A 26,590-nucleotide genomic window follows, 5' to 3' on the forward strand; every position below is an offset into this window, starting at 1 on the left:
TGAGGACCATGCGTGTACTGATCGTCGAGGACGAGCCCTACCTGGCGGAGGCCATCCGCGACGGCCTGCGCCTCGCGGCGATCGCGGCCGACATCGCGGGGGACGGCGACACCGCACTGGAACTGCTGGGCGTCAACGCCTACGACATCGCCGTCCTCGACCGGGACGTGCCGGGTCCCTCCGGTGACGAGATCGCCACCCGTATCGTCGCCTCCGGCAGCGGCATGCCCATCCTCATGCTCACCGCCGCCGACCGGCTCGACGACAAGGCCTCCGGGTTCGGCCTGGGCGCCGACGACTACCTGACGAAACCGTTCGAACTGCGGGAACTCGTGCTCAGGCTCAGGGCGCTGGACCGCAGGCGCGCCCACAGCCGGCCGCCGGTACGGGAGATCGCGGGGCTGCGGCTGGATCCGTTCCGGCGCGAGGTGTACCGGGACGGCCGCTACGTCGCGCTCACCAGGAAGCAGTTCGCCGTGCTCGACGTGCTCGTCGCCGCCGAGGGGGGCGTCGTCAGCGCCGAGGAGTTGCTGGAGCGGGCGTGGGACGAGAACGCCGACCCGTTCACCAACGCCGTGCGCATCACCGTCTCGGCCCTGCGCAAACGGCTCGGCGAACCCTGGGTCATCGCCACGGTGGCGGGCGTCGGCTACCGCATCGACACCGGGCCGGGCGCCGGACCCCAGGGGCCCGGCCGTGGCTAGGCGGCCCGGACTGAGCGTGCGCGTCAAGCTCACCCTCAGCTACGCGGGGTTCCTGATGGTGGCGGGCGCCCTGCTGATGGCAGCGGTGTGGGTGTTCCTCCTGCGGTACGTCCCCGACCGCGCGATGCTCTACAACCCCGACGACAGGCTCGACGGCGGTGTCTTTCCCATCCGGTCCGCCCTTCTGGACGTCTTCGTGCCGCGAGCGGCCGCCGTCCTGGCGTTCCTGCTGGTGTTCGGTCTCGTGGGCGGGTGGCTCCTGGCCGGCCGCATGCTCGCTCCCCTGACCCGCATCACGAACGCCACCAGCAGGGCCACCAGCGGTTCGCTCTCCCACCGGATCCGGCTGCCGGGCCGCCGGGACGAATTCCGCGAACTCGCCGACGCCTTCGACGCGATGCTCGCGCGGCTCGAAGCGCACGTCGCCGAACAGCAGAGATTCGCGGCCAACGCCTCGCACGAGCTGCGCACCCCCCTGGCCGTCTCGAAGACGCTGCTCGACGTGGCCCGCGCCGACCCGCACCACGACAGCGGCGCACTCGTCGAGCGCCTCCACACGGTCAACTCCCGGGCCATCGAACTGACCGAGGCGCTGCTCCTGCTCAGCCGTGCCAGCCGCCGTTCCTTCGACCGGGAACACGTCGACCTGTCCCTCCTCGCGGAAGAGGCCACCGAAACGCTCCTCCCCCTCGCGGAGGCCCACGGCGTCACCGTCGAGACCTGCGGCGACATCGCCCCCACGACCGGTTCGCCCGCCCTGCTGCTGCAACTGACCACGAACCTCGTGCAGAACGCGATCGTCCACAACCTGCCCGCCGACGGCACCGTAGGGGTCCGCACCGGCGTCCGCGCCGACACGGTGACGCTCACCGTGGAGAACACCGGCGAGCGGCTCCCCCCGCAGCTCGTCCCGACCCTCACCGAGCCCTTCCAGCGCGGCACCGAACGGCTCCAGGGCGACCGGGCGGGCGTCGGCCTGGGCCTGGCCATCGTCAGGACGATCACCGAGGCCCACGACGGAACCCTCACGCTCGCCCCACGTCCCGGCGGCGGACTGCACGTCACGGTGGAACTCCCCCGCCGGCCGTGACACCGGACGGGTGCGGAAAGGGTGCGGAGAGGGGGCCCTGGCGGACGGGGTGCGGCGAGAGGGTCCTGGCGGACGGGGCCGGGCGGGATGGCCGGGACCAAAGCCACTAAACAGGGAGCAAAGGACTGCTCTCGACTTCCTCAAAGGCGCCTGGTGGGAGCCGCCGGAGCACCTCGGGACCTTCGACAGGACGCCCGAATCACCCGAAAACTTCTGCGGGCGAGAACGAAACCAGCCGTCGCACAGCCTCCTCATAGAGGGCGTAACGGGCATACCGCCCTGCCCCACGAGGAGGTTTCACTCATGCGCAAGGCATTCACCCTCTCCGCCATAGCCGTCGCCGCCACGGTGGCGATGGCTGCGCCGGCCACCGCTTTCGCCTCGGAGACCGGCGCGTCCTCGACGCCGGTCGCCGCCGCCTCCGGCACGCCGTCCGCGACGGACACGCCCTCGGCCCCCGCCTCGTCGCCCGCATCGGACACGCCGACGGCCGCTCCGAGCGCCCCCGACAAGGCGGAGGCCCCGGCGGTGTCGGTCACCTCGACGCCCAAGGACAGGACGGGCTACGCGGCCGGAGAGGTCGTCCGGTTCAAGGTCACGGCACCCGCCGGCGCGAAGGTGTCCGCGAAGTCGGACGCACTCGACCGCATCAGCCTGACGCCGTCGGCCGGAACCGGCGAGCACCCCGTCTACGCGGGCACCGGCACGGTGAAGGCCGGCTTCGGCATCGGCACCGCGCACCTGACGGTCACCGCCGACTACGGCGACACCGGTGCGCAGAGTTCCGCCGCCTTCCTGGTGAACACGGACGCCCGCCCCTCCCCCACGCCGCCGGTTCCCGTTCCGGCCCACGCCTCGATGACCCTGTCGACCGACGGCGGCAAGCCCGGCGACAAGGTCGCCGTCACGATCGAGAGCGGCAACCTCAAGGGCAACGCGACGGTGAAGTCACGCGCCTTCACCGGCCAGGTCAACCTGGAGCGCGACCCCCTGCACGAGGGCACCTGGCACGGCCGGGCCACCGTCTCCGACCACACCAGGAGCGGCTACTACGCGGTCGACGGCTACGTCGGCACCACCAAGATCGACACGGCGAAGTTCGGGGTCGCCGCGGGCAGCGCCGCCGCCGACAACCGTCGGCACACCACCACGGACAACCGCCGGCACACCGCCGCCGACAGCCGCCGACACACCGCCGCGCACACCCGCTCCGACCAGGTGAAGCCCGTCCAGCCCCACCAGTACAAGGTCCCCGAGGGCTCCGTCCGGACCGGCATGGCCCCGGCCGCCTCCGCCGACGGCATCAACACCGGCCTGGTCGCCGGTACGGCACTCGGCGCGACGGCCCTGATCGGCGCGTTCGCCCTGCGTCGCCGGCACGGCAATGGCTGAGGCGACGGCCGTCCGACGGAACGGCCGCCGCGCACGGCGCACGGCCGTCCTGGCGACGGCCGCCGCACTCGCCGCAGCCGTGTCGGTGGGCTGCTCGGCCCCCGCCGGGGGTGCGCCGGTTACCGACGAGGGGACGAGGAGCGTGCACGACGGTGCGAGGACCGTGCACGCGGGGCAGGGCCGTACCGGGATCGTTCCCGTCGCCTCCCTCGGCCCGTCGGCCCCGGACCGGATCACCGTCCCCGGCATCGGTGTCGACGCCGAGGTCGGCTCGGTGGGCCTCGACGCCCAGGGGGTGATGGAGACACCGCCGATGGACGAGCCCACGCAGGCCGACTGGTACCGCCTGGGCCCCGCACCCGGCCAGAAGGGCGCAGCCGTGATCGTGGGCCACCTGGACACGCCGGAAACGGAGAAGGCCGTCTTCCACGACCTCAAGGACCTCACGAAGAACGAGAAGATCGAAATCCACCGCCGGGACGGGGCCACCGCGGTGTTCGCGGTCGACTCGGTGGAGACGTTCCGCAAGGCCGACTTCCCGACGGACAAGGTCTACGGCGGGAGCGGCACGTCGCAGCTGCGGCTGATCACTTGTGGCGGCTCGCTCACCGCGAACCGCCACTGGGACTCGAACGTCGTCGTCTTCGCCCATCTCCTGGGCAGGGCCGGAACGTAGAGCGGGGTGCCGTGTCTCCCCTCAGCGGCCCGCGGGGCCCGCCGTGCGGACGGCGGGCCCCGCGGGCCGCTGCGCGACAGGGCCTCCGCAGGGTCCGCCGGGCGCGGGGGGACGATCCGCTCGGGGCTCGGGCGCCACGCCGAGCGGCGGGTTCATCCCGCCGAGACCTCGATGATCTTGCCGTCCTTGTCAAGGGTGCGGCTCTGCCAGTACGTGTCCCACTCGTCGTCGACGTGCTGCGGAACCTTCCCCTCCGGGAAGCGCGCGTACCCCTTGGGCGGCTCCTCGCTCTTGGGGACGCACGCGCGGCCGGTGGAGCCGACGTGCAGGACCGGGTACTCCTCGCCGCCGCAGATCGCGTCCTGCAACGAGCAGCCGGCTGAGGCGAGAACCAGCCCGGCGGCGGCCACCGCCAGGACCGCGGATACGCCCCGACGCCGGCTTCCGCCGCTCGCCGCACGGGCACGGGCACGGGCACGGGTGGACTCTCGCATGCTGCACTCCTTCGGATCCGGCGGCCATGTGCCGCTGTGCGTTGCTCCTCCCCCGCTGCCGGGGGAAATGATCTTCCCGGACCAGCATGCGGCATGCCCACGGCGGGCCGACACCCGGTACCGGCCCCGGCCATGCCTCAGGTCCCGGACGATCCGGGCCGCCCGAAGGTCCGTCCGGAACGCGGACCGTCTCCCCGCAGGAACGCGCGGTCGGCCGCACCCGGGAGGTGCGGCCGACCGCGCGCGTCACGGCAGGGGGCCGGTCGGCCGTGGTGCCTATTCGATGACGAGCTCGACGGGGATGTTGCCCCGGGTGGCCTTGGAGTAGGGGCAGTACGCGTGGGTCTTCTCCAGGAGCGTCCGGCCCACTTCGCCCTCCAGGTGCGCGGGCAGTTCGGCCCGCATGATCACGGAGAGCCCGAAGCCGCCGTCGGTGTCCTTGCCGATGCTGACCTCTGCGGTCACCGAGACGTCCGAGACGTCGAGCTTCTCCTGGCGGGCCACGGAGCCCATCGCACTGGCGAAGCAGGCGGCGTAACCGGCGGCGAAGAGCTGCTCGGGGTTGGTGCCGCGGCCGTTTCCGCCGAGGGCGACAGGAAAGCCGAGCGGCAGGTCGATCTGACCGTCGGAGCTGACGGCACGGCCCTCGCGGCCGTTGGCGGTGGCGACAGCGGTGTACAGCGCGTCCATGGGGTCCATCTCTCTTCGGTCGTCGGTCGGTGGAACGTATGACCATCACTAGAGCACACAATTCAATTGTGCACAACTTAATGATGCGCGGTACGCTGCCTCCATGGCGAAGGAACAGAAGCGGACGACGGCGAACGGAACGGCCGGAGAGGACGCACGGGACGCACGGGATCCGCAGGACGTACGGGACGAGGACTTCCTGCGCCTCGACCACCAGATCTGCTTCTCGCTGCACGCCGCGACGCGCGCCCTGAACGGCGTCTACCGCACAGCGCTGAAGGACCTCGGCCTCACCTACCCGCAGTACCTGGTGATGCTGGTGCTCTGGGAGGACGGCGAACTCCCCGTCAAGAGGATCGGCGAACGGCTGAGGCTGGACTCGGGCACCCTCTCCCCCCTGCTCAAGCGCCTGGAGTCGGCGGGCCACGTGGAGCGCCGCCGCAGCCCCGACGACGAGCGCTCGGTCACCGTCCGGCCCACCGCGCAGGGCGTCGCGCTCCGCGCACAGGCCCTGGCCGTGCCGCGCGCCATCGCCTCGGCCACGGGCCTCACCCTGGCGGAGGTCGCCGACCTGCGCGCCCGGCTCACCACGCTGACCGCCACCCTGGACGGCACGGACCCCGCGTCCCTGACCGGGGGCTGCGCGGCCGACTGAGGCCGGTGCTGCGCCCTTCCCCGCGAGGACCCGCCGGTGAGGTCCGCACCGGTGGCAGCGGGACGAACACGAACAGCCGCCCCCGCCCGCTCCCGTACGCCCGGAACGGTCCCTGCGATCCCCATCGTCCGCAAACGGCACCCTTGGGCCGACCGCCGGGTCAGGGCCGGTAGACCTCGCCGGCCCGGGGCACGGCAGGGGACATCAGCTGGGAGAACGTGACGAACGTGTACCCCTTCGCCCGGAGTTCGGAGATGATCCCCGGGACCGCCGGGATCGTGCCGGCGTACCGCTCGTGGAGCAGGATGATCCCGTCGCGTTCGGTCTGGTCGAGAACGCGCTGCTTGATCAGGGCACTGTCGGTGGTCTGGAAGTCCTTGGCCGTGACGCTCCACAGGACCTGGGCGAGGCCGAGTTCCTCAAGGACGTCGGAGACGTCGTCATTGGTGGCGCCGCCCGGCGGGCGCAGGAGGTTGGGGACCTTGCCGGTGGCGGCCTCGATGTCCTTCTGCACCGGCTCGACCTCCGCGCGGATCTCGTCCGGGGTCAGTTCGGTCAGGTTCTTGTGCGTCAGGGTGTGGTTCGCGACCTCGTGGCCCTCCTTCGCCATCCGGGTCACGGTCTGCGGATAGGTGTCGGTGTGGCCCTGCCCCTGGAGGAAGAAGGTCGCCGGCACCTTCTCCCGCTTCAGGACGTCCAGAAGTTTCGGCGTCGGGGCGCTGGGACCGCCGTCGAAGGTCAGCACCACGCACTTGGCTTCGGCGCAGTCGACCGGACCTGCGGCCCCGCCGTCGGCGTCGCCGCGCGCCTCGGCGGGCGAGATGACGCCGGTGAGCGTGCTGCACGCGGTGAGAACAGGGAGGAGGGCGGCGGCGAGGAGCAGGCCCGTGGTGCGGGTGCGGTTCATGACTCTCATCATCGACCCCGCCTCCGGGGCGCGGCGCGGGGGGGGCGGCACAAGGACGCGCGCCGCGCTCCGGAAGGACGCCCCGCCCGCACATCCCCCGTCCGGCTGGCCCACCAACTGCGCCTCACTGCAAAGGAGTTGAACGAGACAACGGGACCGGGCGGAGCCCGTGTTCGGCCTGATGCCGTCTGTTCAGCGGTGTGCGGCCTCAGTAGCGTGTGCGCCCTTCGTACTCCTGGGGGTCTCGTGAACGGTCTCCGTACGTTCGTCGTCTGTCTCGTGCTCTCCTGTGCCGCGGTGGTCTCGCCCGTCGGCGCCGGGACGGCGGCCGCGTCCGCGCCGCCGCGCTGGTCGGCGCTGCCGGTGCCGGCGGCGACCCCGTCCGTGTACGTGGCCGACCTCGCCGCCCGCGGGCCCCGCGAGGCGTGGGCGACCGGCTCCGAGTCCGCCCCGGACGGCCCGCGACCGGTGCTGTACCGGTGGGACGGCGCCGCCTGGAGCCGGGACGCCACGTTCCCCGGAGCCGACGAGCCGGGTCGGCTCGGCAAGGTGCAGTTCGTCGGCGGGGAGATGTGGGTCTTCCACCACCGCGACGGGGCGGGCGAGATCCTGCGGCGGTCGGCGGGCGGGTGGAGCGCCGTTCCGCTGCCGCAGACCCTCTGGTACTACCAGGACTTCACCGCGGTACCGGGCGCCGCGTGGGTGGTCGGCGAGGACGACAGCGGGCTGAAGGTGCTGCACTACGACGGTTCCCGCTGGACCACGCAGCCCGCCCCCGAAGGCGTGCTGTCCCTGCGGGGGATCACCGCCCTCGGCGCCACCGACGCCTGGGCCTGGGCGGACACCGCCGCCGGGGCGGCCGTACTGCGCTGGGACGGCACGACGTGGCGGGACGCGAAGGTGCCGCTGCCGCCGAACGGCAACGTGCACACGGTCCTTCCCGAGCCGTCGGGCCGGGTCGCCATCGGCGGCAGCCAGTACGCCGACGGCGTGAACCGCACGTACCTGATGACGGGCAAAGGGCGTAGCTGGCGCACGAGTTACCCGCCCCTGGACAACGCGTCCGCCGAGGACATGGTGCGCGGCCCGGACGGAGCGCTGTGGCTGCCGGTGCGCAGCGACCGCGCGTTCCAGTCCAAGTACGCCCGGGTGGACGGTTCCCGCACCGGCTTCTCCTACGGCCCGCAGCGCACGCACGCGATCGAGGTCCAGCCGCGCGCGCTGGCGAGGGCCGGGTCCACCCTGCTGTCCTTCGGGACCGTCGAGGTCTACGGCTCGAAACCGAACCTGATGAGCGAACGGCTGGGAGGCTGACCATGGCACGGAGACTTCTCGTCGCGGCCCTCGCGGTCGCCATGACCCTCGTTCCCGCCGCCGCGGCGGACCCCCTGAGCTGGCAGCACGTCCCGGTGCCCGCACAGGTGCGCCCGCAGGCCGGGCTGCACGAGGCCGCGGCGACCGGGCCGGAGCGGGCGTGGGCGGTGGGCACGGACGCCGTCGGCCGCTCGGCGCCGGGCTTCCCGCTGCTGCTGCGGTGGAACGGCACCGCCTGGCAGCGCCAGAGCCTCCCCGGCCCCGCCTGGCAGGGCGAACTGCTGTCGGTGGCCGCCACCTCGGCGACCGAGGGCTGGGCGGTCGGCCGCGACACGGCGGGCGGCACCCGGCTGCTCCGCCTCGACGACTCCGGCTGGCGGGAGAGCCGGGCGCCGCGCGGCGTCGCCGTGACCAAGGTCGTCGCGGGCGGCGGCGAGACCTGGCTGATCGGCTCCCGGGACGGCGCCCAGGCACTGCTGCGCCGGGACGGGCAGAACTGGCGGGACCTGCCGGTGCCGCCCGGCTCCGTGTACGGACTTCACCTCCTGGCGGCCGACGACGTCTGGGCCGCGGGCTCCTCCGGAGCGGGAGCGACCGTGTCGCACTGGGACGGGCAGGCGTGGCAGCAGACGGTCGTGAACGGCTTCCCCCGGTCCGGGGTCGGCACGGTACTCGCGGTCTCGCCGACGGAGGTGTGGGCGGGCGGCTCGGCCGGATTCATCGGCGGACCGGTGGGCCGGCCGATCCCGCCGCTGCTGATGCGCTGGAACGGCACGGAGTGGAGCCGGGTGGCCGTGCCCACGGACTTCGGCGGCATCACCTCACTGGCACCCGGCGCTTCGGGCGGGCTGGGCTGGGTCGCGGTGGCCCGCTCGCAGAAGTGGGGGCCGCCCGGCAGCCAGCCCCCGCTGGTCCCCGGGCCCGCGTTCCTCGCCTGGGACGGCTCCGCCTTCACCCCGTACGACGAGCCGGCCGTGCCCGGGGAGGGCGCGTCGTCCGCGCTGACGCTGGCCCCGGTGCCGGGCACCGCGACGGTGTGGTCGGTGGGCCGCGCCGCCGGCCCCGAGGGCACCTTCGCACCGCGCGTCCTGCGCTTCGGGTGAGGCGGCAGCGGGACGGGTGAGCGGGCGGCGGGGGCTCGGTACGAGCCGGGCGGCACGCGGGTCGCCGTACCCCGCCGCTGCCGTCGGCCGTCTCGCCGCACCCCGCCACTGTCCGGCAGTCGTCTCGCCGCACCCCCGCCGCTCCCCGCGGCCGTCCTGACGTGCCCCCGCCGCTGTCGGCGGGCGTCGCGGCAAGCCGCCCGCGCGGTCGACCAACTCGCCGCTAGCCACGTCGACTTGACCCGCCGGGCCTCTTGTCAGAACGCACCGGCATCCCTACAGTCCTGCCCGGGACACCCCATGGGAGCGCTCCCACCAACTGCACCCTCCGTTCCCTCCGCCCCCACCGCTCGCGGAAAGGGTCACATGAGACCGCTGCTGCCCCGCCTCCGTACCGCCCTCCTCACCTCGCTGACCACCCTCGCGTCACTGGCCGCCCTCACCACGGCGACAGGCGTCGCCCAGGCCGAACCCCGGGCCCGTGCCGCCGCCCCAGCGGCCGACACCCGGATCTGCGACACCTTCGGAACCGCCACCCTCCAGGGCCGCTACACGGTCCAGAACAACCGCTGGGGCACCGGCGCCACCCAGTGCGTCGACGTGACCCCGACCGGCTTCGAGCTCACCCGGGCCGACGGCTCCGTACCGACCAACGGGCCCCCGAAGTCGTACCCGTCCGTCTTCAACGGCTGCCACTACACCACCTGCTCCCCCGGCACGAACCTGCCCGCCCGGCTGAGTTCCATCAGCAGCGCACCGAGCACCATTTCCTACGGTTACGTCAACAACGCGGTGTACAACGCCTCGTACGACATCTGGCTCGACCCCACGCCCAAGAGGGACGGAGTGAATCGGACCGAGATCATGATCTGGTTCCATCGGGTCGGCCCGGTGCAGCCGATCGGCTCTCCGGTCGGGACCGCCTCTGTCGGCGGGCGTACCTGGGAGGTGTGGTCGGGCAACAACGGCGGCAACGACGTGCTCTCCTTCGTCGCCCCGGCGGCGATCCCCGAGTGGAGCTTCGACGTGATGGACTTCGTCGACGAGACGGTGGCACGCGGTCTCGCCGAACCCTCCTGGTACCTGACCAGCGTGCAGGCCGGGTTCGAGCCGTGGGCGGACGGCGCGGGTCTCGCCGTACGGTCCTTCTCCTCGGCGGTGCACACCGGCGGCACGGCCCCGGACCCCGGTACGCCGACGCCCGCAGCCTGCCAGGTGCGTTACGCGGCCCAGTCCTGGCCGGGCGGCTTCGTCGCCGACGTGACCCTCACCCACACCGCCGCAACGCCGATCGACGGCTGGCAGGCGGCCTTCACCCTCCCCGAGGGGCAGTCGGTCAGCCACGCCTGGAACGCCACCCTGTCCCCCGCCGCCGGAGCCGTGACGGCGGTTCCCACCGCCTCCAACGCGCGCATCCCGGCCAACGGCGGCACGTCGTTCGGCTTCCAGGGAACGTACACCGGAACCTTCGCCAAGCCGTCCGGCTTCACTCTCAACGGCGCTGTCTGCACCGTGAGTTAGCGGACGGGTCCGGGGCGCGCCGGTGAACCGGTGCGTCCCGGCTCAGGCTCCGAAGCTCCAGGAGACGGCGTTGTTCAGGTCGACGACGACCGCCAGGACCACGAGGTCGGCGACGCCGAGGCCCATCCCGAGCCAGGCCCGGTACCGACGGGTGGTCCCGCGCCGCAGGGCGAGGGTGGCGAGCACGAGGGCCGCCGGGCCCAGGACGACGCTCATGGTGAGCAGCCCGACCAGGCCGAACACGAAGGAGGCGACCGCCATCCCGTCCGCGTCGTGCAGACCGACGCGGCGGGTGCGGGCGGGGACGGGGACGGGGTCCTTGGCAGTGCGGGCGGGATCCGCGGCGGTGCGGGCGGCTCCGGCCTGCGGGGTGTCGGTGACCGCCGCGGGGGCGGTACGGGTGCGGGTCTCGTGGGGCGCGGTGTGCTGCATGGTCGTGCTCCTTTCTCGGAGGGCGGGTCCCAGAAGGGGCGGTTCGGGAGCCGCTCCCGGGCCGGCGTGCTGACCGGAGCGGTCCTCAGCGGTGTCGGCGTTCCCGTACCGCGAAGGCCAGGAGCCAGCAGCCGATCACCGCGGCTGCGATCAGGGAGACGGGCGGGGGCAGGTGGGCCACGGGGCCCAGCAGGACGCCCAGGAGCAGGAGGGCGGCGACGAGTGCGATCACTGGCTCAACACCTCGCAGAGCGGGAGGAGAACGATTTGAGTGAACAGTTGTATCTACACTTGTCCACTGAAGCAGATGCCCATGCTTCCCTTCCACGGAGAACGACTGTTTACTGGATGACATGAGTCACATCGCGGACGCCGCAACCGGGGCGACGGGGGCCGTCGGAGTCAGGCAGACCCAGAAGTTGAGGACCCGTCAGGCGCTGCTGGACGCGGCGCTCCGCCTGCTGGAGCACCAGAGCCTGAGCAGTCTCGGCCTGCGCGAGGTGACCCGGGCCGTCGGCATCGCCCCGACCGCCTTCTACCGGCACTTCAAGGACACCGCGGAACTCGGCGTCGCGCTGGTGGAGGAGTCGCTGGGCGGCCTGCACGGCACCCTGCGCGCCGGCCTGTCCGCCCCCGACGCGGGCGACAGCGAGGCGCGGATCGCTCTCACCGTCGGCCTGATCGCCGACCTCACGCGGTCCGCGCCGGCGCACGTACGGTTCATCGCCCGCGAGCGGCACGGCGGGGTGCAGCCGGTGCGCCGCGCGATCGGGGACCAACTGCGTCTGTTCGCCGAGGAGGTGGCCGACGCCCTCGGCGCCCTGCCCGACTCGGCGCACTGGTCGCGCGAGGACCTGGTGATGCTGGCCGGGATCTACGTCGACCACATGGTGATGACCGCGTCGGCCTTCCTCGCCGCGGGCCCCGAGGGCGAGGAGTCCACCGCCGAACTCGCCCGACGCCAGTTGCGCCTGATCAGCCTGGGCCGCCGCCACTGGCTGGACGGTGGAACCACGATCCGCTGAGGGCCGGCCGGCCCCGGAGCACCGCGGATCGGGTCGTGACGCGCTGCGGACCGGGCCCCGTCCCCGGCAGACCGGTGCGCGGCGCGCTGCGGACCGGGCCCCGTCCCCGGCAGACCGGTGCGCGGCGCACTGCTGGTCGGACCGCGGCGGTGCCGCACCGCCGGGCCCGCCTTCCGGTCCGGTGCCAGGAGCCCGAGGACGACTTCGTCCGGGAACACGTCGCTCCGTCGTCCAGCGGACGGCGTATGGAAGACGTCGTACAGCAGACGCCGTACGGAAGGCGTCGTACAGAAGACGTCGTACAGAAGGCGTCGTACGGAAGAGCGGCCCGTCGCGGCCGATGATCGCCCGGCGAAGGGGTACGCGGGAGGGCATGACCGTCTACGGGTTCCACGCCTCGCACGAACAGGTGCCGCCCGCCGAGCTGTTGGCGGCGGCCGTCCAGGCGGAGCAGGTCGGTTTCACGGCCGCGATGTGCTCGGACCACTTCTCGCCCTGGAGCGCGCGCCAGGGCGAGTCGGGGTTCGCGTGGTCGTGGCTGGGGGCCGCGCTCCAGGCCACCGAGTCCCTTCCGTTCGGGGTGGTGAACGCCCCCGGCCAGCGCTACCACCCGGCGATCGTCGCGCAGGCGATCGGCAGCCTGGCCTCGATGTATCCGGGCCGGTTCTGGGCCGCGCTCGGCAGCGGGGAGGCGTCCAACGAGCACATCACGGGCGCGCCGTGGCCCCGCAAGGACGTGCGCAACGCCAGGCTGCGGGAGTGCGTCGACGTCATCCGTGCCCTGCTGCGGGGCGAGGAGGTGAGCCACGACGGCCTGGTGACCGTGGACCGGGCCCGGCTGTGGACCCGGCCGGACACGGTGCCGCCACTGGTGGGGGCGGCGTGCAGCGAGGCGACCGCACGGTGGTGCGCCGAGTGGGCGGACGGGCTCATCACGGTGAACGCCCCCGTGGAGCAGCTGCGCCGGATCGTCGACTCCTACCGGTCTGCGGGCGGCGCGGGGCCGCTGCACCTCCAGGTCCATGTGAGCTGGGCCCCGGACCAGGACACCGCGCTCGCCCTCGCCCACGACCAGTGGCGCACCAACGTGCACGGCCCGCCCGCGAGTTGGGACATCGACTCGGCGGAGGTGTTCGACGTGGTCAGCGAGCACGTCACCCCCGAGCAGGTGGCCCGCTCGGTGAACGTCTCGGCCGATCTTGGCCGGCACGCGGCCTGGCTCCAGGAGTACGCCGACCTCGGCTTCGACGCGGTCATGGTGCACCACGTGGGCCGGGAGCAGAGCGCGTTCCTGGAGGCGTTCGGCAGCGAGGTGCTGCCACAGCTCAAGGTCACCCCCGCACCCTCCTACACGGCAGGCGGTTCCCGATGAGGCTCACCCGTACGTCCGACCTGTGGTGGAAGAACGCCGTCGTGTACTGCCTGGACGTGGAGACGTACCAGGACGGCAACGGCGACGGCACCGGTGACTTCGCCGGTCTCACCCAGCGCATCGACCACCTGGTGCGGCTGGGCGTCACCTGCGTGTGGCTGATGCCCTTCTACCCGACCCGCGAACGGGACGACGGCTACGACATCACCGACTTCTACGGCGTCGATCCGCGGCTCGGCACCCTCGGCGACTTCACGGAGTTCGTCCGTACCGCACGCGACCGGGGCATCCGCGTGATCGCGGACCTGGTGGTCAACCACACCTCGGAGCACCACCCCTGGTTCCAGGACTCCCGCTCCTCGCGGGACTCCGACCACCGCGACTGGTACGTGTGGGCGGACGAGCCGCCGCAGGACGGCCCCGAGGGCGTGGTCTTCCCGGACGCCGAGGACAGCGTGTGGGAGTACGACGAGAGGAGCGGCCAGTACTACCTGCACCGCTTCTACAAGCAGCAGCCGGACCTGAACATCGCCAACCCCCGCGTCCGCGACGAGATAGCCCGGATCATGGGCTTCTGGACCCAGCTGGGCCTGTCCGGCTTCCGGGTGGACGCGGTGCCGTTCCTGCTGGAGACCGACGGGCAGCAGGACGCCGGACAACTGCCCGATCCGCACGAGTACTTGGCCGATCTGCGGGCCTTCCTGGGCCGGCGCAGCGGGGAGGCGGTGCTGCTGGGCGAGGTGAACCTGCCGTACGAGGACACGGCGATGTTCTTCGGCGAGCCCAGCTCGGGCCGGGGCGACGAGCTCACCATGTGCTTCGACTTCATCGGCATGCAGCAGATGTACCTCTCGCTGGCGCGGGGCGAGGCGGCCCCGCTGGCCCGCAGTCTGCGCGAGCGGCCGGCCGCGCCCCGGGACGCGCACTGGGCGACCTTCGTGCGCAACCACGACGAGCTCACCCTCGACAAGCTCTCCGAAGCCGAACGCGCCGAGGTCTTCGCGGCGTTCGGCCCGGAGAAGGAGATGCAGCTCTACGACCGCGGGCTGCGTCGGCGGCTGCCGCCGATGGTCGACGGCGACCGGCGCCGCCTCGAACTCGTCTACAGTCTCCTGTTCACCCTGCCCGGCACCCCCGTGCTGTTCTACGGCGAGGAGATCGGCATGGGCGAGAACCTCGCCGCGGAGGGCCGCCAGGCCGTGCGTACGCCGATGCAGTGGACGTCCGACAAGCTCGGCGGCTTCTCCACCGCGGACCCGGCCACCTTCCCCAACCCGGTCGCGGACGGCGCGTTCGCCCCGGACAAGGTCAACGTCCACGACCAGTCCCGCGATCCGGACTCCTTCCTCTCCCACATGCGGCTGCTCGTCGAGCGCTACCGGGAGTCGCCCGAGCTGGCCTGGGGCGACTTCGAGCTGCTGGACAGCGGGAGCCCCGCCGTCCTGGCCCATCTCAGCTCACTGCCGGAGGGCGCGGTGCTGGCGGTGCACAACTTCTCCGGCGAGGCGATCTCGACGGCCCTGTCCGTGCCGGGCCTCGGTGAGGACGGTGAACTGACGGACGTCTTCAGTGCGGCCACGCTCGGCACGTCCGCCGACAAGCGCGTACGGGTCGACCTGGAGCCCTACGGCTACCGCTGGCTGCGCGTGGCGACGGAACGGGACGACCCGGACCGCACGACCGCCTGAGGCCAGGAGCCGGGCGGCCCCGGTACTGCTGCCGCGCCCGCCCGGCTCTCGTCGTCGTCGCCGTCAGCTCGCGCCCTGGCTGGAACTGGGGACGCTCCGCAGCTGCTCGGGGTCGAGCAGTCGCGGGGGCAGCGGCGGAGCCTGCGGAGCCGCGGGCCCGGCGGGGGCGCCGCCCAGTGCGCCGTCCATGTGCCGCAGCAGTGCTGCGCCTATCGGGTCCGGGAGTGGCTTGCCGGTGTCGTCGAACCGCTCGTACTTCATCAGGTTGTAGCCGATCGCGGCCTGCCGGCGACCGTCCTCGGTGGACAGCGCCCAGGTACCCGCCCCGAAGACCCCGCCGTCGTGTCCCCAGTACCAGCCGCCGCCGGGCATCCTGAGGGTGTACAGGCCCAGGCCGTACCGCAGCACCAGCTGCTCGCCGGGCGCCGGTTCGTAGGCCGGGACCGTCGTCTTCATCTCGCGCAACTCCGCCGCGCCGAGCAGCTTGCCGCTCAGGAGGTGGCGGTAGAAGTCGTTGAGGTCGTCCGTCGTGGAGACCATCGCGCCGGCCGTTCCCGCCCAGGACATGTCGTAGACGCTGTAGTCGCGGGCCGGCTCGATGGTCCCGTAGAACGATTCGTACATCTTGGCGTGCGGTCCGGGGAGGCGGGCGGTGCGCGGGAAGTACGTGTGGCGCAGACCGGCTCTGCGGATGACGTTCCTGGTGATGTACGCCTCCGCGTCCTGGCCGGTGACCTTCTCCAACAGCAGCCCGGCGATGAGGTAGTTGGTGTTGGCGTACGCGTGGGTGCCGCGTGGTGCGGCCGGCTTCGCGGCCAGTCCGAGGCGGACCAGTTCCTCCGGGTCCAGCTTGCGGAACCGGCCCTCGTCCAGGGCTCGTTGCGGGTGGACGGCCAGGTCGGGGAAGGCGGGAAGTATGTAGTCCGCGAGGCCGCTCGTGTGGTTGAGCAGCATCCGTACCGTCACCCGCCGTCCGCGTTCGCCGGGCACCAGGTCCGGCAGGTGGTCGCCGATCGGATCGTCCAGGCCGATCCGCCCCTTGGCCACCTGCTGGAGGACGGCCACCGCGGTGAAGGTCTTGGTGATGCTGCCTATGCGGTGCTCGTAGTCCGGACGCATCGGCCGCCCCGTGCGGATGTCGGCGACGCCCGCCGCGCCGCGCCACCGCTGGGAACCGTCCCTGACCGAGGAGTACGCCCCGTACATCCCCGCCCGGTGGAACGCCTCCAGGGACGCGCGCAGCGCTTTCCGGTCGAGGCGGGAGGCGGCGGGTTCAGCAGTCGCCGCGACGGGGGCGGGGGCGACGGCCGCGGCCGGGAGCGTGCCGGCCGCGAGCGACAGCAGGGCCGCCGACGCCACGGCGGCCAGGCGCACTCTGCGGCGGGCGGGGCGGGCGTGCGGGTGGGTGGCGTGGCGCATGGGCGGATCCCGTCGGCTCGGGGGGTGCTGAACGGACGAGCCCATCCTCCGAGCACCGCACCGGTTCGTTCCTCCACCCTCGGGACGATCCCGCGCACAGGAAACGATGACGTTTGTCATGTTTCCGCCGAGCCGGCGGTTCCCGCGCTCCTCGCGCCCCGCCTCAGCCCCGGCGGAGGTAGTGCGCACGCCCCTCGTCGTCGAGGCCGACGGGGCGCCCTTCGGGGATGATGCAGAACTCGTTGCCCTCGGGGTCGGCCATCACCAGAAAGCCGCTGTCCGCGTACTCCTCCAACCGGCGTCCGCCCAGGGCCTCCACGCGCTGCTGCTCGGCCTCCGGGTCGTGGGAGGAGACGTCGACGTGCATGCGGTTCTTGACCGACTTGGCTTCGGGCGTCTTCTGGAAGCCGAGGGTGATCCCGTCCTCGCGCCGCAGCCACACATAGGGTCCGACGCGCTTCTCGACCGGCCTGCCGAGCAGTTGGGACCAGAACGCGGCGAGCAGCTCCGGGTCCGCGGCGTCGACGACGAGGGCGCGGACGCGCAGAGGGGCGTCGGTCACGGTCGTGTCCTTTCCGGTCCTTTCGCGGCCCCCGCAGGAGCGGGGCGTGCTCTCGACCGTACCCGCCGCCCCCCGGTTGCCTGTGCGCATCGCACATCGCACATCGCACATCGCACATCACGTATCAGGTATCACGTATCGGGTTTCCCGGTCCGCGAACCCCGGGCGTCGGACGTCGGCTCAGTCCGTGAGCATGCCGTTGCGGAGCCGGCCGAGGATCCGGGACAGGAGCCGGGACACCTGCATCTGCGAGATGCCGAGGACCTCGGCGATCCTGGTCTGCGTGAGGTCCTGGCCGAAGCGCAGGGACAGGATGTGCCTGTCCCGCTCGGAGAGGGAGGCCAGGAGCGGGGCGAGGGTGTGCAGGTCCTCGAAGAGTTCCATGCCCGGGTCGTCGGAGCCGAGGAGGTCGGCGTAGGAGAGCGCCGACCTGTTGCCCTGCGCCTCACCGGTGTCGGAGGGCAGGTCCAGGGAGCCGGCGGTGTAGCCGTTCGCGGCGACCAGGCCGTCGATGACCTCCGCCTCGGGGAGGTCGAGGTGGTCGGCGAGTTCGGCGACGGTGGGGTCGCGGTCCAAGGCGGTGGCCAACTGCTCCTTCGCCTTGGCCAGTTCCGTACGCAGTTCCTGGAGCCGCCGCGGCACGTGCACGGCCCACGTCGTATCGCGGAAGAAGCGCTTGATCTCACCGGTGATGTAGGGGACGGCGAAGGAGGTGAACTCGACCTCGCGTGTCAGGTCGAAGCGGTCGATCGCCTTGATCAGGCCGATCGTGCCGACCTGCATGATGTCCTCCAGCTCACCGTTGCCCCGGCTGCGGAAGCGGCGCGCGACGAACCTGACCAGTGACAGGTTCATCTCGATCAGGGTGTTGCGCGCGTACTGGTACGCGTGCGTGCCCTCCTCCAGCTCCTGCAGCCGGTCGAAGTAGAGCCGGGAGAGCCGTCGGGCGTCCTTGGGAGCCACGGTCTGCGGATCCGTGATCCGCGGCAGCTCCGTGTCCGTACCGTTGCGCCGCACGCCTGTTTCCCGTACTGCCGACATCGTCCCGTCCCCTCTCGAAACCCCGTTGCGTTGGCGGTTCGCCTTGGAGCCAGCATGGCCCGGGATGTGGGGCAGCACACACCAGCGGAAGGCCCGCCCACCCCTGTCGAAGGGCCTTTTCCCCAGGTGACCTAGGTCCCGCGGCCACCGCGTCCGCGAGCTCGCGACCACCTCCCCCGGCCCGTGGGGCACGGCACCGCTCCACGACGGCACGGACCTGTGTTTTGATGTGCAGAAATACATACGGAAAGCCGGGCGGGGCGGGCAGGAGTCGAGCAGCGTGGCAGAGATGCCAGGGGCGGTCGTGCCGCCCGAGCGGGGGACGGCGGGGCGGCATGCCAGCGTCGTCTACTCCGACGACCGGCACTGGGCCGCGCACCTGTGCGCGTTCGTGCGCGGCGGGCTGCAGCGGGACGAGCAGATGCAGTACTTCGCCGACGTCACCGACCCCGAGCGGGTACTGCGCGCCCTCGCCGACGACGGGATCGACGCGGTTGAGGCCGTACGGCGGGGGCAGCTGACCGTGTCGACCGCCGCCCGGACGTACCTGGCGGGCGCGGTCTTCGACCCGGATTCCCTGTTCGCCCTGTGGGACGAGGGCGTGGACACGGCCGCCGCGAACGGTTACCGGGGGCTGCGGGTCGTGGGCGAGATGTCCTGGGGTACAAGGGACATCGCGGGCGCCGACCGTCTGCTGGAATACGAACTGCGGATACACCATGAGGTTTTTGAACGGCTGCCACTGACGGCGTGGTGCTTCTACGACCGTCGTCTGGTGTCCGACGAGGGAGTGAACGTGCTGGCCGGCGCCCATCTGACGCACCGGGGAGGCTCTGCCGCCGAGGCCGCGCTCCAGGTGGCCCCGCTGCACGATTCCCCGGGTTTCCTGCTGAGCGGTTCGGCCGGTTACGACACGCGCCGGGTCATCGACGCCACCGCCGCCGCCGTCTCGCACGCTCCCGCGCCCCGCCTCGAACTCGACCTCTCCGACCTGCACCACGTCGACGCCGCCTCGCTGGCCACCCTCGCCGAAGCGGCGGGCCGACGGCCCGGAGGCGTTCCGTTGCAGCTCAGAGAGGCGCCGGAGACCCTGCGGCGACTGCTGGACCTGTTCCCCGAACTGCGCTCCACCGTGGAGGTCCTCGGACGATGACCACCCACACGAGCGTGGCTGCCGAGCACGGCGCCCAGCCCCCCTTCTTCCACCCCGCCCTCTTCTACGGCACGCAGGACGAATACCTCGCGGGCGTCGGTTCGTACGTCCGCGACGCCGTGGCCGACGAACAGCCCGTACTGGTGGCGGTGCCCGCCCCCGCCCTCGCCCTGCTGCGCGACGATCTCGGCGACGAGGGCCGGGACGTCAGCTGGGTCGACATGACCCTCGCCGGACGCAACCCGGGCCGCATCCTGTCCCTGCTCCAGGAGTTCGCCGACCGTCCGCGCGGCGCCCACGGCCGGGTGTCGATCGTCGGCGAGCCGATCTGGGTCGGCCGCACCCCCGCCGAGGCCGCCGAGGCGACGCGGCACGAGGCGCTGATCAACCTGGCCTTCGAGGGGCGCGAGGCCGCCATTCTCTGTCCGTACGACACCGCGCTGCCCGAGGACGTACTGGCACTGGCGTACCGCACGCACCCGGTCGTGGGCGGACCCGGCCCGTACCGGGCGAGTTCGGGGTACGCCGACCCCCACGACGTGTGCCGCGACTGCGATCTCCCGCTGCCCGAGCCCGCGAGCGCGGTCGGCGTCGAGTTCGACGAGGACGGCCTGGGACGTGCGCGGGACGAGGCCGACCGGTGGGCGACCGCCGCGGGCCTGTCCTCGGCCCGTCGCGCCGACTGGCTCCTCGCCGTCGGCGAGGCGACCAGCAACTCCGTGCGCCACGGCGGCGGCAGCGGACGGCTGCGCATGTGGCGCGACGGCGACGCCCTGATCGCGGAGATCAGCGACCGTGGCTTCCTGACCAACCCGCTGACCGGCCGTCGCCGCCCCGACCCGTTCGCCGCGTCCGGCGGCCGGGGCGTGTGGATCATGCACCAGCTGTGCGACCTGGTGGAGATCCGGGCGGAAGCGAAGGGCCTCGTCCTGCGACTCCATCTGCGCATGGAATAGCAGGGCGCCGCACGGACGGGTCCGTTCGCCCGCGACGGCCTGCCGACCGGTGCACTCCGGCGCGTACAGGGCCCTGCACGGCGTCCCGTGGGACGTCCGGGACCCCGTGGGTCAACGGCGGGTCGCCACCAGCATGCGGCAGCGCGGGGCGCCGTCGGGTCGGCGGCCGAGTTCGTCCAGGGCGTACGTCTCGACGGCGAAGCCCGCGGCGGTCAGTTCGGTCGTGACGTCGCCGAGCCGGAAGCCCCGGTAGTACATGACGAACGGCGGCCGGCGGAGCGCGTTGCGCACCCGCATCACCGTGTCGAATCCGAGCATGGCGAGGTGGGCCCGCGAGCCGGGGCGGGCCGGGGCCGGCAGCGGGAAGGCGAGACGGCCGCCGGGCCGCAGCACCGCGTGGACCTGCTCGAAGAGCGCGGGGCGCAGGGCGGGCAGGAAGTGCCCGAAGGCGCCGAAGCTCACCACCAGGTCGAAGACCGGGCCGAACGGCAGCGCGAGCGCGTCACCGCGAACCCACTGCGCCGGTACGGAAGTCGGCGGTCGCCGTCGAGCCACGTCCAGCATCCCCGCACTGATGTCGACCCCGGCCACCCGCTCTCGGCACACCTCCGTCAGGACGTCCACTCCCGCGCCGGTACCGCAGCACAGGTCGAGCCCGGTGCCGAACGGGCCGAGTTCGCGCAGGAGCCGTGTCACGGGAGCGAGGACCGTGTCGGGGGTACGGAAGGGGGTGTGGTCGAACTTCGGGGCGAGCAGGTCGTAGCCGTGCTCGACGGAGGACAGCGCCTGCACGGCGAGTTCGCGGAGAGTGGGGCCCTGGGGTGTGAACATCGCGCCCAGCATAGGTCGCGAGATCGCTTCTCCGCGGGCCACAGGGCCACTTCGGTCCCGGCTCCTGGAACCGCTTCGTACCAGGGTCGCAGAACCGCGCCCCGGGCCCCCTGGGCCGCGGACCCGCCGTGTCACGAGCCTGCTGGGCCACGGGCCCGCGGACCCGCCGGGTCACGGGCCTGCTGGGCCACCGGGCCTGCTGCCCTACTCGGCCACGGGCCTGCTGGGCCACTGACCCGCTGACCCGCTGAGGCCGGGGTCGGCCGCCCGCTCGGCTGCGAAGGCGGCGGTCCCGCAGGACGGAGCGGCTGACGTCGGCCGCGGAAACCCCGTGGCAGTTGCTGCCCACCGTCACCTGGCCGGCCCGGAAACCGATCGCGCTCTCCATCACCGCGACGGCGACGGCGGCTGGGGCTCAGGCTCCGGCTCCGGGAGGCTTCTTCCGGGAGCAGCACCCGACACGCGTATCCCGTGGTACGGTGCGGTCAGCACTTGTGTACGCCCGTTCTGTGGCGCCGGTGCATTTCTTCTCCGCGGTCACCTTGCTCCCGGTCACCGAAGCATCGTTTCCCGCTCTTCCGCAGGTCTCTCACGTCGTTCGCCTCTCGCGTCGGCCGACCCGCGTTCTCCCACCGGCCGCGGACTTCTCCGTCCGCCCCCGCGAGGGCCTCGTGCCCCGCCGTCCCGCCGGACTCCCCCTGCACTCGTTCTCGCCACCCGCGTCCTCGAAAGGACCGACTCCACATGACCACCACACTCACCACTCCCCCCGCCTCCTCGTCCGCCCCGCCGGTCCCGGCCTCGGGCGTCCTCGATCTCGCCGCGGGGGGCCACGGCTTCCTGCGCGGCACGGCCCTGGAGCCCGCCCCGCACGACGTGCAGGTGCCCGTCTCGCTGATCCGCCGACTCGGCCTGCGCAAGGGCGACTTGGTGAGCGGCGTCTGCGGCAGGCCGCACACGCTCGCCCAGGTCGACCTCGTGAACGGCGCCCCCCGGGACGCCGCCCGCCGCCGCCCGCACTTCCGTGACCTGACCCCGCTGCACCCGCGCGAGCGACTGCGCCTGGAGAGCCCGGCCGGCGGCCTCGGCGCACGCCTCGTCGACCTGGTGGCCCCCGTCGGCAAGGGGCAGCGCGGGCTGATCGTGGCACCGCCGAAGACCGGCAAGACCGTACTGCTCCAGCAGCTCGCCGCCTCCGTCTCCGCCAACCACCCCGAGGCGCATCTCATGGTGGTGCTGCTGGACGAACGGCCCGAGGAGGTCACCGACATGCGGCGCAGCGTGCGCGGCGAGGTGTACGCCTCGACGTTCGACCGGCCCGCCAAGGCCCACATCGCGCTCGCCGAACTGGCCGTGGAGCGCGCCAAGCGGCTGGCCGAGGAGGGGCGCGACGTCGTGATCCTGCTCGACTCCCTGACCCGGCTGTGCCGGGCGTACAACAACGCCGCCTCGTCCGGCGGGCGCACGCTCAGCGGCGGCGTCGACGCGTCGGCGCTGCAGGAGCCGAAGCGGTTGTTCGGCGCGGCCCGGCTCACCGAGGAGGCGGGGTCCCTGACGATCCTGGCCACCGCCCTCGTCGACACGGGCTCGCGCGCCGACGACTTCTACTTCGAGGAGCTGAAGGGCACCGGCAACATGGAGCTGCGGCTGGACCGCACGCTTGCCGACCGGCGGGTCTTCCCCGCCGTCGACATCACTCCGTCCGGCACCCGCCGCGAGGAACTCCTCGTGCCGCCGGCCGAGTCGGCGGTCGTACGGCAGCTGCGCCGGGCCCTTCAGCCGCGCGGCGCCCAGGCCGCTTTGGAAGCCGTGCTCAGCACGCTGCGGCACACTCCGGACAACGCGGCCTTCCTGCGCCGGGTCCACTCCACCGTCCCCGCCTCCTGAGGTCCGTTCAGCGGTACCGGGGCCGGTTGCGGGGCCGGTGCGGCGGCAGATGGGCGGGCGGGGCGGGCGTCCTGAGGTGGCGGACGTTGACCGCCGTGGCCCTGGCCACGGCGACCGGGCTGAGGAAGCGCAGCGGTCCGATGAGGCGGGCGGCGAAGAGATGCACGTGCCGGGCGGCCGACGCGTCGCGCGCCGCCGCCGAGAACATCAGCCGCTCGACGGGGTTGAACGGACGGGACTTGGCGTAGTCGGCGGCCAGGAACTGGTGGCCGCGCAGTCGGCGTCCGTGCGTGCGTGCGTACGCCGCGAGCGACCTGTCCAGGTCGCCCCGCCCCGTCACCGCGGGCGCCACCGCCTTCGCCAGCCACTGGGCGGACTGGAGGGCCCACGCGCATCCCACCCCCCACAGCGGGTCGCAGGTCAGGGCGGCGTCGCCGACGAGTGCGAGGCCCGGAGCGGCCGGACTACGGCTGTGCAACGGGTAGTTGACGGTGCCGGTTATCTTCGTGATGCGTTCGGCGGCGTCGATGGGCGGCGCGTCGGGCAGGGCGCGGACGAGGGCGAGGAAGCTGCCCTCCAGGTCCGCGCGGAAGTCCGGCAGCCGTTTCTTGTCCGGGAGCACCGCGAGGACCGTCACCCCGTCGTCGTTGGGGAACGCTTAGGCCATGTCGGGTTCGAGGAACCAGGCGTGGCCGGCGCCGCCGGGCAGGGGGAGGTTGCGGAAGTGCGCGAGGTAGCCGAAGCGGGTGTTCTCGTAACTCCGGGAGGGCACCTCGGCGAACGTCGCCACGGCGGAGTCCTTGCCGTCCGCGCCGACCACCAGGCGGGCGCGGATCTCCCGTTCGCCGTGCGGGGTGGCCGCGCGCACCCCGGCCGTACGTCCGGCGTTCCTGAGCAGCCCGGTCACCTGGTGGCCGAGCAGCAGGTCGACGCCGGGGGTCTGCCCGGCGCGGGATCTGATCAGTGGGTCGAGGATGCTGCGCCGGATGTTGTACCCGTACGGCAGTGCCGGGCCCGTCGGCGCGGCCCGCGGCTCGATCCATCCCCAACGGGTGTGCCAGCGGGCGTGGTTGCGTACGGCGCCGGCTTCCTCCAGGGCGGCCACGAGGCCGAGTTCCTCCAGCACCGGGTAGGCGCTGGCCGTGAGGGAGTGGGTGCACAGCGTCTTGTACGCGTCGGGGTCGGAGCGGCGTTCCAGCAGGGCGACACGGGCGCCGCGGCGGGCGAGCAGGATCGCCGCGGCGCTGCCGGCGAGGCTTGCCCCGGCGACGACGACGTCGTAGTCGAGGCCCGGGCCGTCGGCGTCGGGGTAGAGGTCGGGGTCGGCGTCGTCGACGCGTCCTGCGCGGTCGGGCTTGGTCATGCGCTGACTGCTCCCTCCGGGGAGTGGTGCCGTTCCTTGCAGTGATGCCCTTCTTCGGGGCGGCGCAATGCCACGGCTGTCAGGAGCATGAAAAGTTGTCGGGGGGGGTGGCCGGGCGGTCGGGCTTCGGGCGGCGGCCGGGCGGTCGGGATTCCGGCGGCGGGCCGGGCGGTCGGGATTCCGGCGGGCCGCCCGTCCCCGGAGTTCGGCCGGGGCAGCCGAAGGCCCCGCAGGGCGCCGTGCGCCTTGCGGGGCCGGGGGCCCGGGAAGCCCGGGAAAGGAAGTCCCGGGGTGGGGGGCCGGGACCGTCAGACGCCCGCGACCGAGCGGATCCAGGAGCGGTACGCGGTGACGTTCGTGTACGCGGTGGTGGTCTGGCGGTCGCTGGTGGAGGCGACGCCGACCTGCACGCCGTTCGCGTTCATCGGACCGCCGGAGTCGCCGCCCGCGGTGATGCCGTTGCCGCGGCGCGCACAGATCGCGGAGCCGCCGTACGCGTCGCCGCAGCCGCCGGTCACGGTGACGTTGGCGACCTTGAGGTAGCGGGACTGGCAGTTCGCCTCGGAGCCGCACCGGGAGGTGGCGCCCCAGCCGTAGACCTGCACGCTCTGGCCGACGCTCACCGAACCGGGCTGGCCCAGCCGGGAGTAGGTGCCCTGCACGGACCGGTCCAGGCGGACCAGCGCCAGGTCGGAGCTGTGGGTGTAGGTCTGGACGCCGTTGGCGACCGTGCCGCCGCTGTGCTGGTCGAGGCTGCCGATACGGAAGGAGAGCCCGCCGCCGGTGACGCAGTGTCTCGCGGTGAGGATCCAGGTCGGCGCGATGATCGTGGCCGAGCAGGTCTCTCGTCCGTTGGAGAAGAGGCGCGCGGCCCAGGGCGCGTTCTGCGCGTAGCCGCCGCCGATGATCGGCTGGGTGACCGGCGAGGTGGGGGGCGGGGCGGCGACGGAGGCCGTGGCCGTGGGGGCGAGGAGGGCGACGACGGAGGCAGCGGCGGCGAAGGCAGCGGGAACTAACCTGGCTATTCGCATGGTTCCTCGTTTCGGGTACACGCTGAGGTGCGTGTTGTGGGGGTCGACGGCCCCAGAGTGACGGAGAACGGAACGCCCGGGTACTAACGACTGGCCATAACTCGCGCTTGTGCCCCCGCTGCCGGGCGCACCGCATGCACCCCGCTGGGACAAGATGCCGGGAACGCTCCGGCGGTGGTGTCCCGGGGCCGGTAGCGGGGCCGGCGCGGCCCCACCGAACGAAGGAGACCGGCATGACGATCCAGCGGATGGACAACGTCCTCATCGTGGTCGAAGACCTCGACGCGGCCATCGCGTTCTTCGTCGCACTCGGCATGGAGTTGCAGGGCCGGGCCGAACTCGTGGACCGTGGGGCGGAACGGGTCATCGGGCTCGACGGCGTCCGGCAGGAGATCGCCATGCTGCGGACCCCGGACGGTCACGGCGGGGTGGAGCTGGCGATGTTCCACACCCCGCGGGCCATCCGCAGCGAGCCCGTTGACGCGCCGGCCAACACCTTGGGCATCCGCCGCGTCATGTTCGCCGTCGACGACATCGACGAGGTGGTCGACCGCCTGGGGGCGCACGGCGCGGAACTCGTCGGTGAGGTGGCGCAGGTCGGCGACAGCCACCGGCTCTGTTACCTCCGCGGCCCCGAGGGCATCCTCGTCGGACTGGCCCAGCAGCTCGGCTGACACCGAGGGCCCCGGGCCGGGTCGTGGCGCTGCCGTCCGCAGCGCTGCGGACCGGAGCTGTGACACAGGTCCCGTCACGTCCGCGGGTGAACCCGGAAGCTGTGACACAGGTCCCGTCACCTCCGCGGGTGAACCCGGCAGTCGTGGGCAGGCACTGCGAGATCCACCGCATACGCTTCCGGCCCCCACGGGCCGTCGGACCAGTCACGGAGCCCCGCATGACCCACGACCAGGACCTGCTGCCCGCCCCCGCCGTCGCCGAGGCGCACGGCGGGCGGCTGAACCGCGGGCAAATGTCCACCGACGCCGTGCACGTCACGGTCAACGCCGTGCCGACCGCCGAGGCGGGCGACACGGTGAACCTCTGGCTGACCGGCAGCGGCGAGGAGTACGTGGACGGGCTCACCGTCGGCGACGGCGGCAGCGTCGTCTTCGCGGTGCCCGCCGACACCCTTCCCGCGGCCCCGGCCGAGCTCAACGTCTCCTACCACCTGCACCGCAGCAGCCACCTGCTGGGAGTGTCCGAGGTCCTCCACCTCACCGTCGCCTGACGCGCCGCCGGGGTCGCGTCCCGCGCTCCTGAGCCGCGTGGCCACGGCGGTCGGGCCGC

28 protein-coding genes are annotated in these 26,590 nt (G+C 72.7%); 16 read left to right on the plus strand and 12 right to left on the minus strand.

Annotation, left to right across the window (positions count from 1 at the left end):
* The first annotated feature begins 8 nt into the window (after positions 1-8).
* The 4 genes from ACQPZG_RS01240 (at position 9) to ACQPZG_RS01255 (ending at position 3,862) form a co-directional block, all read left to right on the plus strand.
* Positions 9-704: a response regulator transcription factor gene (locus ACQPZG_RS01240; RefSeq protein WP_433543875.1), complete on the plus strand. Its 696-nt coding sequence runs from the start codon at positions 9-11 to the stop codon at positions 702-704.
* A gap of 10 nt (positions 705-714) precedes the next feature.
* Positions 715-1,794 carry a sensor histidine kinase gene (locus ACQPZG_RS01245; RefSeq protein ID WP_433544583.1) on the plus strand — a complete coding sequence of 360 codons (1,080 nt, stop codon included), beginning with the start codon at positions 715-717 and terminating at the stop codon, positions 1,792-1,794.
* Between the two features lie 303 nt (positions 1,795-2,097).
* On the plus strand, positions 2,098-3,186 hold the full coding sequence (locus ACQPZG_RS01250) for a hypothetical protein (RefSeq protein WP_433543876.1): 1,089 nt from the start codon (positions 2,098-2,100) through the stop codon (positions 3,184-3,186).
* Entirely contained in the window at positions 3,179-3,862 is a 684-nt protein-coding gene (locus ACQPZG_RS01255; protein WP_433543877.1) for a class F sortase, read from the plus strand. Before ACQPZG_RS01250 ends, ACQPZG_RS01255 begins: the two co-directional genes overlap by 8 nt.
* A gap of 152 nt (positions 3,863-4,014) precedes the next feature.
* Here ACQPZG_RS01255 and ACQPZG_RS01260 read toward each other — a convergent pair whose 3' ends face one another.
* Entirely contained in the window at positions 4,015-4,356 is a 342-nt protein-coding gene (locus ACQPZG_RS01260) for an SCO0607 family lipoprotein (protein WP_433543878.1), read from the minus strand.
* A 276-nt stretch (positions 4,357-4,632) separates the two neighbouring features.
* Positions 4,633-5,046: an organic hydroperoxide resistance protein gene (locus ACQPZG_RS01265; RefSeq protein ID WP_433544584.1), complete on the minus strand. Its 414-nt coding sequence runs from the start codon at positions 5,044-5,046 to the stop codon at positions 4,633-4,635.
* A gap of 103 nt (positions 5,047-5,149) precedes the next feature.
* On the opposite strand from ACQPZG_RS01265, the gene ACQPZG_RS01270 reads away from it, so the two are divergent.
* Positions 5,150-5,701 (plus strand): MarR family winged helix-turn-helix transcriptional regulator, encoded by a 552-nt coding sequence (locus ACQPZG_RS01270; protein WP_433543879.1) that lies wholly within the window; start codon positions 5,150-5,152, stop codon positions 5,699-5,701.
* A 160-nt stretch (positions 5,702-5,861) separates the two neighbouring features.
* Here the strand turns inward: ACQPZG_RS01270 and ACQPZG_RS01275 are convergent, their stop codons facing one another.
* On the minus strand, positions 5,862-6,608 hold the full coding sequence (locus ACQPZG_RS01275) for a polysaccharide deacetylase family protein (protein ID WP_433543880.1): 747 nt from the start codon (positions 6,606-6,608) through the stop codon (positions 5,862-5,864).
* Positions 6,609-6,854: 246 nt separating this feature from the next.
* Between ACQPZG_RS01275 and ACQPZG_RS01280 the strand changes: the two genes are divergently transcribed.
* The 3 genes from ACQPZG_RS01280 to ACQPZG_RS01290 all read left to right on the plus strand — a co-directional run bounded on the left by ACQPZG_RS01280 (position 6,855) and on the right by ACQPZG_RS01290 (position 10,546).
* Positions 6,855-7,922, plus strand: a complete 1,068-nt coding sequence (locus ACQPZG_RS01280) for a hypothetical protein (RefSeq protein WP_433543881.1) — start codon at positions 6,855-6,857, stop codon at positions 7,920-7,922.
* 2 nt (positions 7,923-7,924) lie between these two features.
* Entirely contained in the window at positions 7,925-9,025 is a 1,101-nt protein-coding gene (locus ACQPZG_RS01285) for a hypothetical protein (RefSeq protein ID WP_433543882.1), read from the plus strand.
* A 366-nt stretch (positions 9,026-9,391) separates the two neighbouring features.
* Entirely contained in the window at positions 9,392-10,546 is a 1,155-nt protein-coding gene (locus tag ACQPZG_RS01290) for a GH12 family glycosyl hydrolase domain-containing protein (protein ID WP_433543883.1), read from the plus strand.
* A 42-nt stretch (positions 10,547-10,588) separates the two neighbouring features.
* Here the strand turns inward: ACQPZG_RS01290 and ACQPZG_RS01295 are convergent, their stop codons facing one another.
* Positions 10,589-10,807, minus strand: a complete 219-nt coding sequence (locus ACQPZG_RS01295) for a DUF4190 domain-containing protein (protein ID WP_433544585.1) — start codon at positions 10,805-10,807, stop codon at positions 10,589-10,591.
* A gap of 256 nt (positions 10,808-11,063) precedes the next feature.
* Positions 11,064-11,210 (minus strand): hypothetical protein, encoded by a 147-nt coding sequence (locus ACQPZG_RS01300; protein ID WP_433543884.1) that lies wholly within the window; start codon positions 11,208-11,210, stop codon positions 11,064-11,066.
* Between the two features lie 121 nt (positions 11,211-11,331).
* Here ACQPZG_RS01300 and ACQPZG_RS01305 point away from each other — a divergent pair, with 121 nt between their 5' ends.
* The 3 genes from ACQPZG_RS01305 to ACQPZG_RS01315 all read left to right on the plus strand — a co-directional run bounded on the left by ACQPZG_RS01305 (position 11,332) and on the right by ACQPZG_RS01315 (position 15,063).
* Complete coding sequence (locus ACQPZG_RS01305; protein WP_433543885.1) at positions 11,332-12,003, plus strand: TetR family transcriptional regulator; 672 nt, start codon at positions 11,332-11,334, stop codon at positions 12,001-12,003.
* Between the two features lie 373 nt (positions 12,004-12,376).
* Entirely contained in the window at positions 12,377-13,375 is a 999-nt protein-coding gene (locus ACQPZG_RS01310; RefSeq protein WP_433543886.1) for a TIGR03885 family FMN-dependent LLM class oxidoreductase, read from the plus strand.
* Complete coding sequence (locus ACQPZG_RS01315; RefSeq protein ID WP_433543887.1) at positions 13,372-15,063, plus strand: alpha-amylase family protein; 1,692 nt, start codon at positions 13,372-13,374, stop codon at positions 15,061-15,063. Before ACQPZG_RS01310 ends, ACQPZG_RS01315 begins: the two co-directional genes overlap by 4 nt.
* 63 nt (positions 15,064-15,126) lie before the next feature.
* On the opposite strand, the gene ACQPZG_RS01320 is transcribed toward ACQPZG_RS01315, so the two are convergent.
* The 3 genes from ACQPZG_RS01320 to ACQPZG_RS01330 all read right to left on the minus strand — a co-directional run bounded on the left by ACQPZG_RS01320 (position 15,127) and on the right by ACQPZG_RS01330 (position 18,085).
* Positions 15,127-16,482 carry a serine hydrolase domain-containing protein gene (locus tag ACQPZG_RS01320; protein WP_433543888.1) on the minus strand — a complete coding sequence of 452 codons (1,356 nt, stop codon included), beginning with the start codon at positions 16,480-16,482 and terminating at the stop codon, positions 15,127-15,129.
* Between the two features lie 163 nt (positions 16,483-16,645).
* Entirely contained in the window at positions 16,646-17,044 is a 399-nt protein-coding gene (locus ACQPZG_RS01325; protein WP_433543889.1) for a VOC family protein, read from the minus strand.
* Between the two features lie 180 nt (positions 17,045-17,224).
* A complete protein-coding gene (locus ACQPZG_RS01330; protein ID WP_433543890.1) occupies positions 17,225-18,085 on the minus strand; it encodes a SigB/SigF/SigG family RNA polymerase sigma factor in 861 nt (286 codons plus the stop codon).
* 289 nt (positions 18,086-18,374) lie between these two features.
* On the opposite strand from ACQPZG_RS01330, the gene ACQPZG_RS01335 reads away from it, so the two are divergent.
* Both ACQPZG_RS01335 and ACQPZG_RS01340 read left to right on the plus strand, forming a co-directional pair.
* Positions 18,375-19,238: an MEDS domain-containing protein gene (locus ACQPZG_RS01335; RefSeq protein ID WP_433544586.1), complete on the plus strand. Its 864-nt coding sequence runs from the start codon at positions 18,375-18,377 to the stop codon at positions 19,236-19,238.
* Positions 19,235-20,194, plus strand: coding sequence for an anti-sigma factor RsbA family regulatory protein (locus ACQPZG_RS01340; RefSeq protein WP_433543891.1), 960 nt, complete (start codon positions 19,235-19,237; stop codon positions 20,192-20,194). The genes ACQPZG_RS01335 and ACQPZG_RS01340 overlap by 4 nt, the downstream gene beginning before the upstream one ends.
* A 111-nt stretch (positions 20,195-20,305) precedes the next feature.
* Here ACQPZG_RS01340 and ACQPZG_RS01345 read toward each other — a convergent pair whose 3' ends face one another.
* Positions 20,306-21,025 carry a class I SAM-dependent methyltransferase gene (locus ACQPZG_RS01345; protein WP_433543892.1) on the minus strand — a complete coding sequence of 240 codons (720 nt, stop codon included), beginning with the start codon at positions 21,023-21,025 and terminating at the stop codon, positions 20,306-20,308.
* Between the two features lie 744 nt (positions 21,026-21,769).
* Between ACQPZG_RS01345 and rho the strand changes: the two genes are divergently transcribed.
* Positions 21,770-22,912 carry a transcription termination factor Rho gene (gene rho / locus ACQPZG_RS01350; RefSeq protein WP_433543893.1) on the plus strand — a complete coding sequence of 381 codons (1,143 nt, stop codon included), beginning with the start codon at positions 21,770-21,772 and terminating at the stop codon, positions 22,910-22,912.
* 7 nt (positions 22,913-22,919) lie between these two features.
* On the opposite strand, the gene ACQPZG_RS01355 is transcribed toward rho, so the two are convergent.
* From ACQPZG_RS01355 to ACQPZG_RS01365, 3 genes are all read right to left on the minus strand, one after another.
* Positions 22,920-23,549, minus strand: a complete 630-nt coding sequence (locus ACQPZG_RS01355; RefSeq protein ID WP_433543894.1) for an NAD(P)/FAD-dependent oxidoreductase — start codon at positions 23,547-23,549, stop codon at positions 22,920-22,922.
* 21 nt (positions 23,550-23,570) lie between these two features.
* The gene (locus ACQPZG_RS01360; protein ID WP_433543895.1) at positions 23,571-24,275 is read right to left on the minus strand and encodes an NAD(P)/FAD-dependent oxidoreductase; all 705 of its coding nucleotides are present in this window, start codon (positions 24,273-24,275) and stop codon (positions 23,571-23,573) included.
* Between the two features lie 308 nt (positions 24,276-24,583).
* Positions 24,584-25,306, minus strand: coding sequence for a S1 family peptidase (locus ACQPZG_RS01365; protein ID WP_433543896.1), 723 nt, complete (start codon positions 25,304-25,306; stop codon positions 24,584-24,586).
* 233 nt (positions 25,307-25,539) lie between these two features.
* Here ACQPZG_RS01365 and ACQPZG_RS01370 point away from each other — a divergent pair, with 233 nt between their 5' ends.
* Both ACQPZG_RS01370 and ACQPZG_RS01375 read left to right on the plus strand, forming a co-directional pair.
* Positions 25,540-25,980, plus strand: coding sequence for a VOC family protein (locus ACQPZG_RS01370; RefSeq protein WP_433543897.1), 441 nt, complete (start codon positions 25,540-25,542; stop codon positions 25,978-25,980).
* 218 nt (positions 25,981-26,198) lie between these two features.
* Entirely contained in the window at positions 26,199-26,531 is a 333-nt protein-coding gene (locus tag ACQPZG_RS01375) for a hypothetical protein (RefSeq protein WP_433543898.1), read from the plus strand.
* Positions 26,532-26,590 lie beyond the last annotated feature (59 nt).

The sequence above is a fragment of the Streptomyces sp. CA-294286 genome, from assembly GCF_050947155.1.
Classification (GTDB): Bacteria; Actinomycetota; Actinomycetes; order Streptomycetales; family Streptomycetaceae; genus Streptomyces.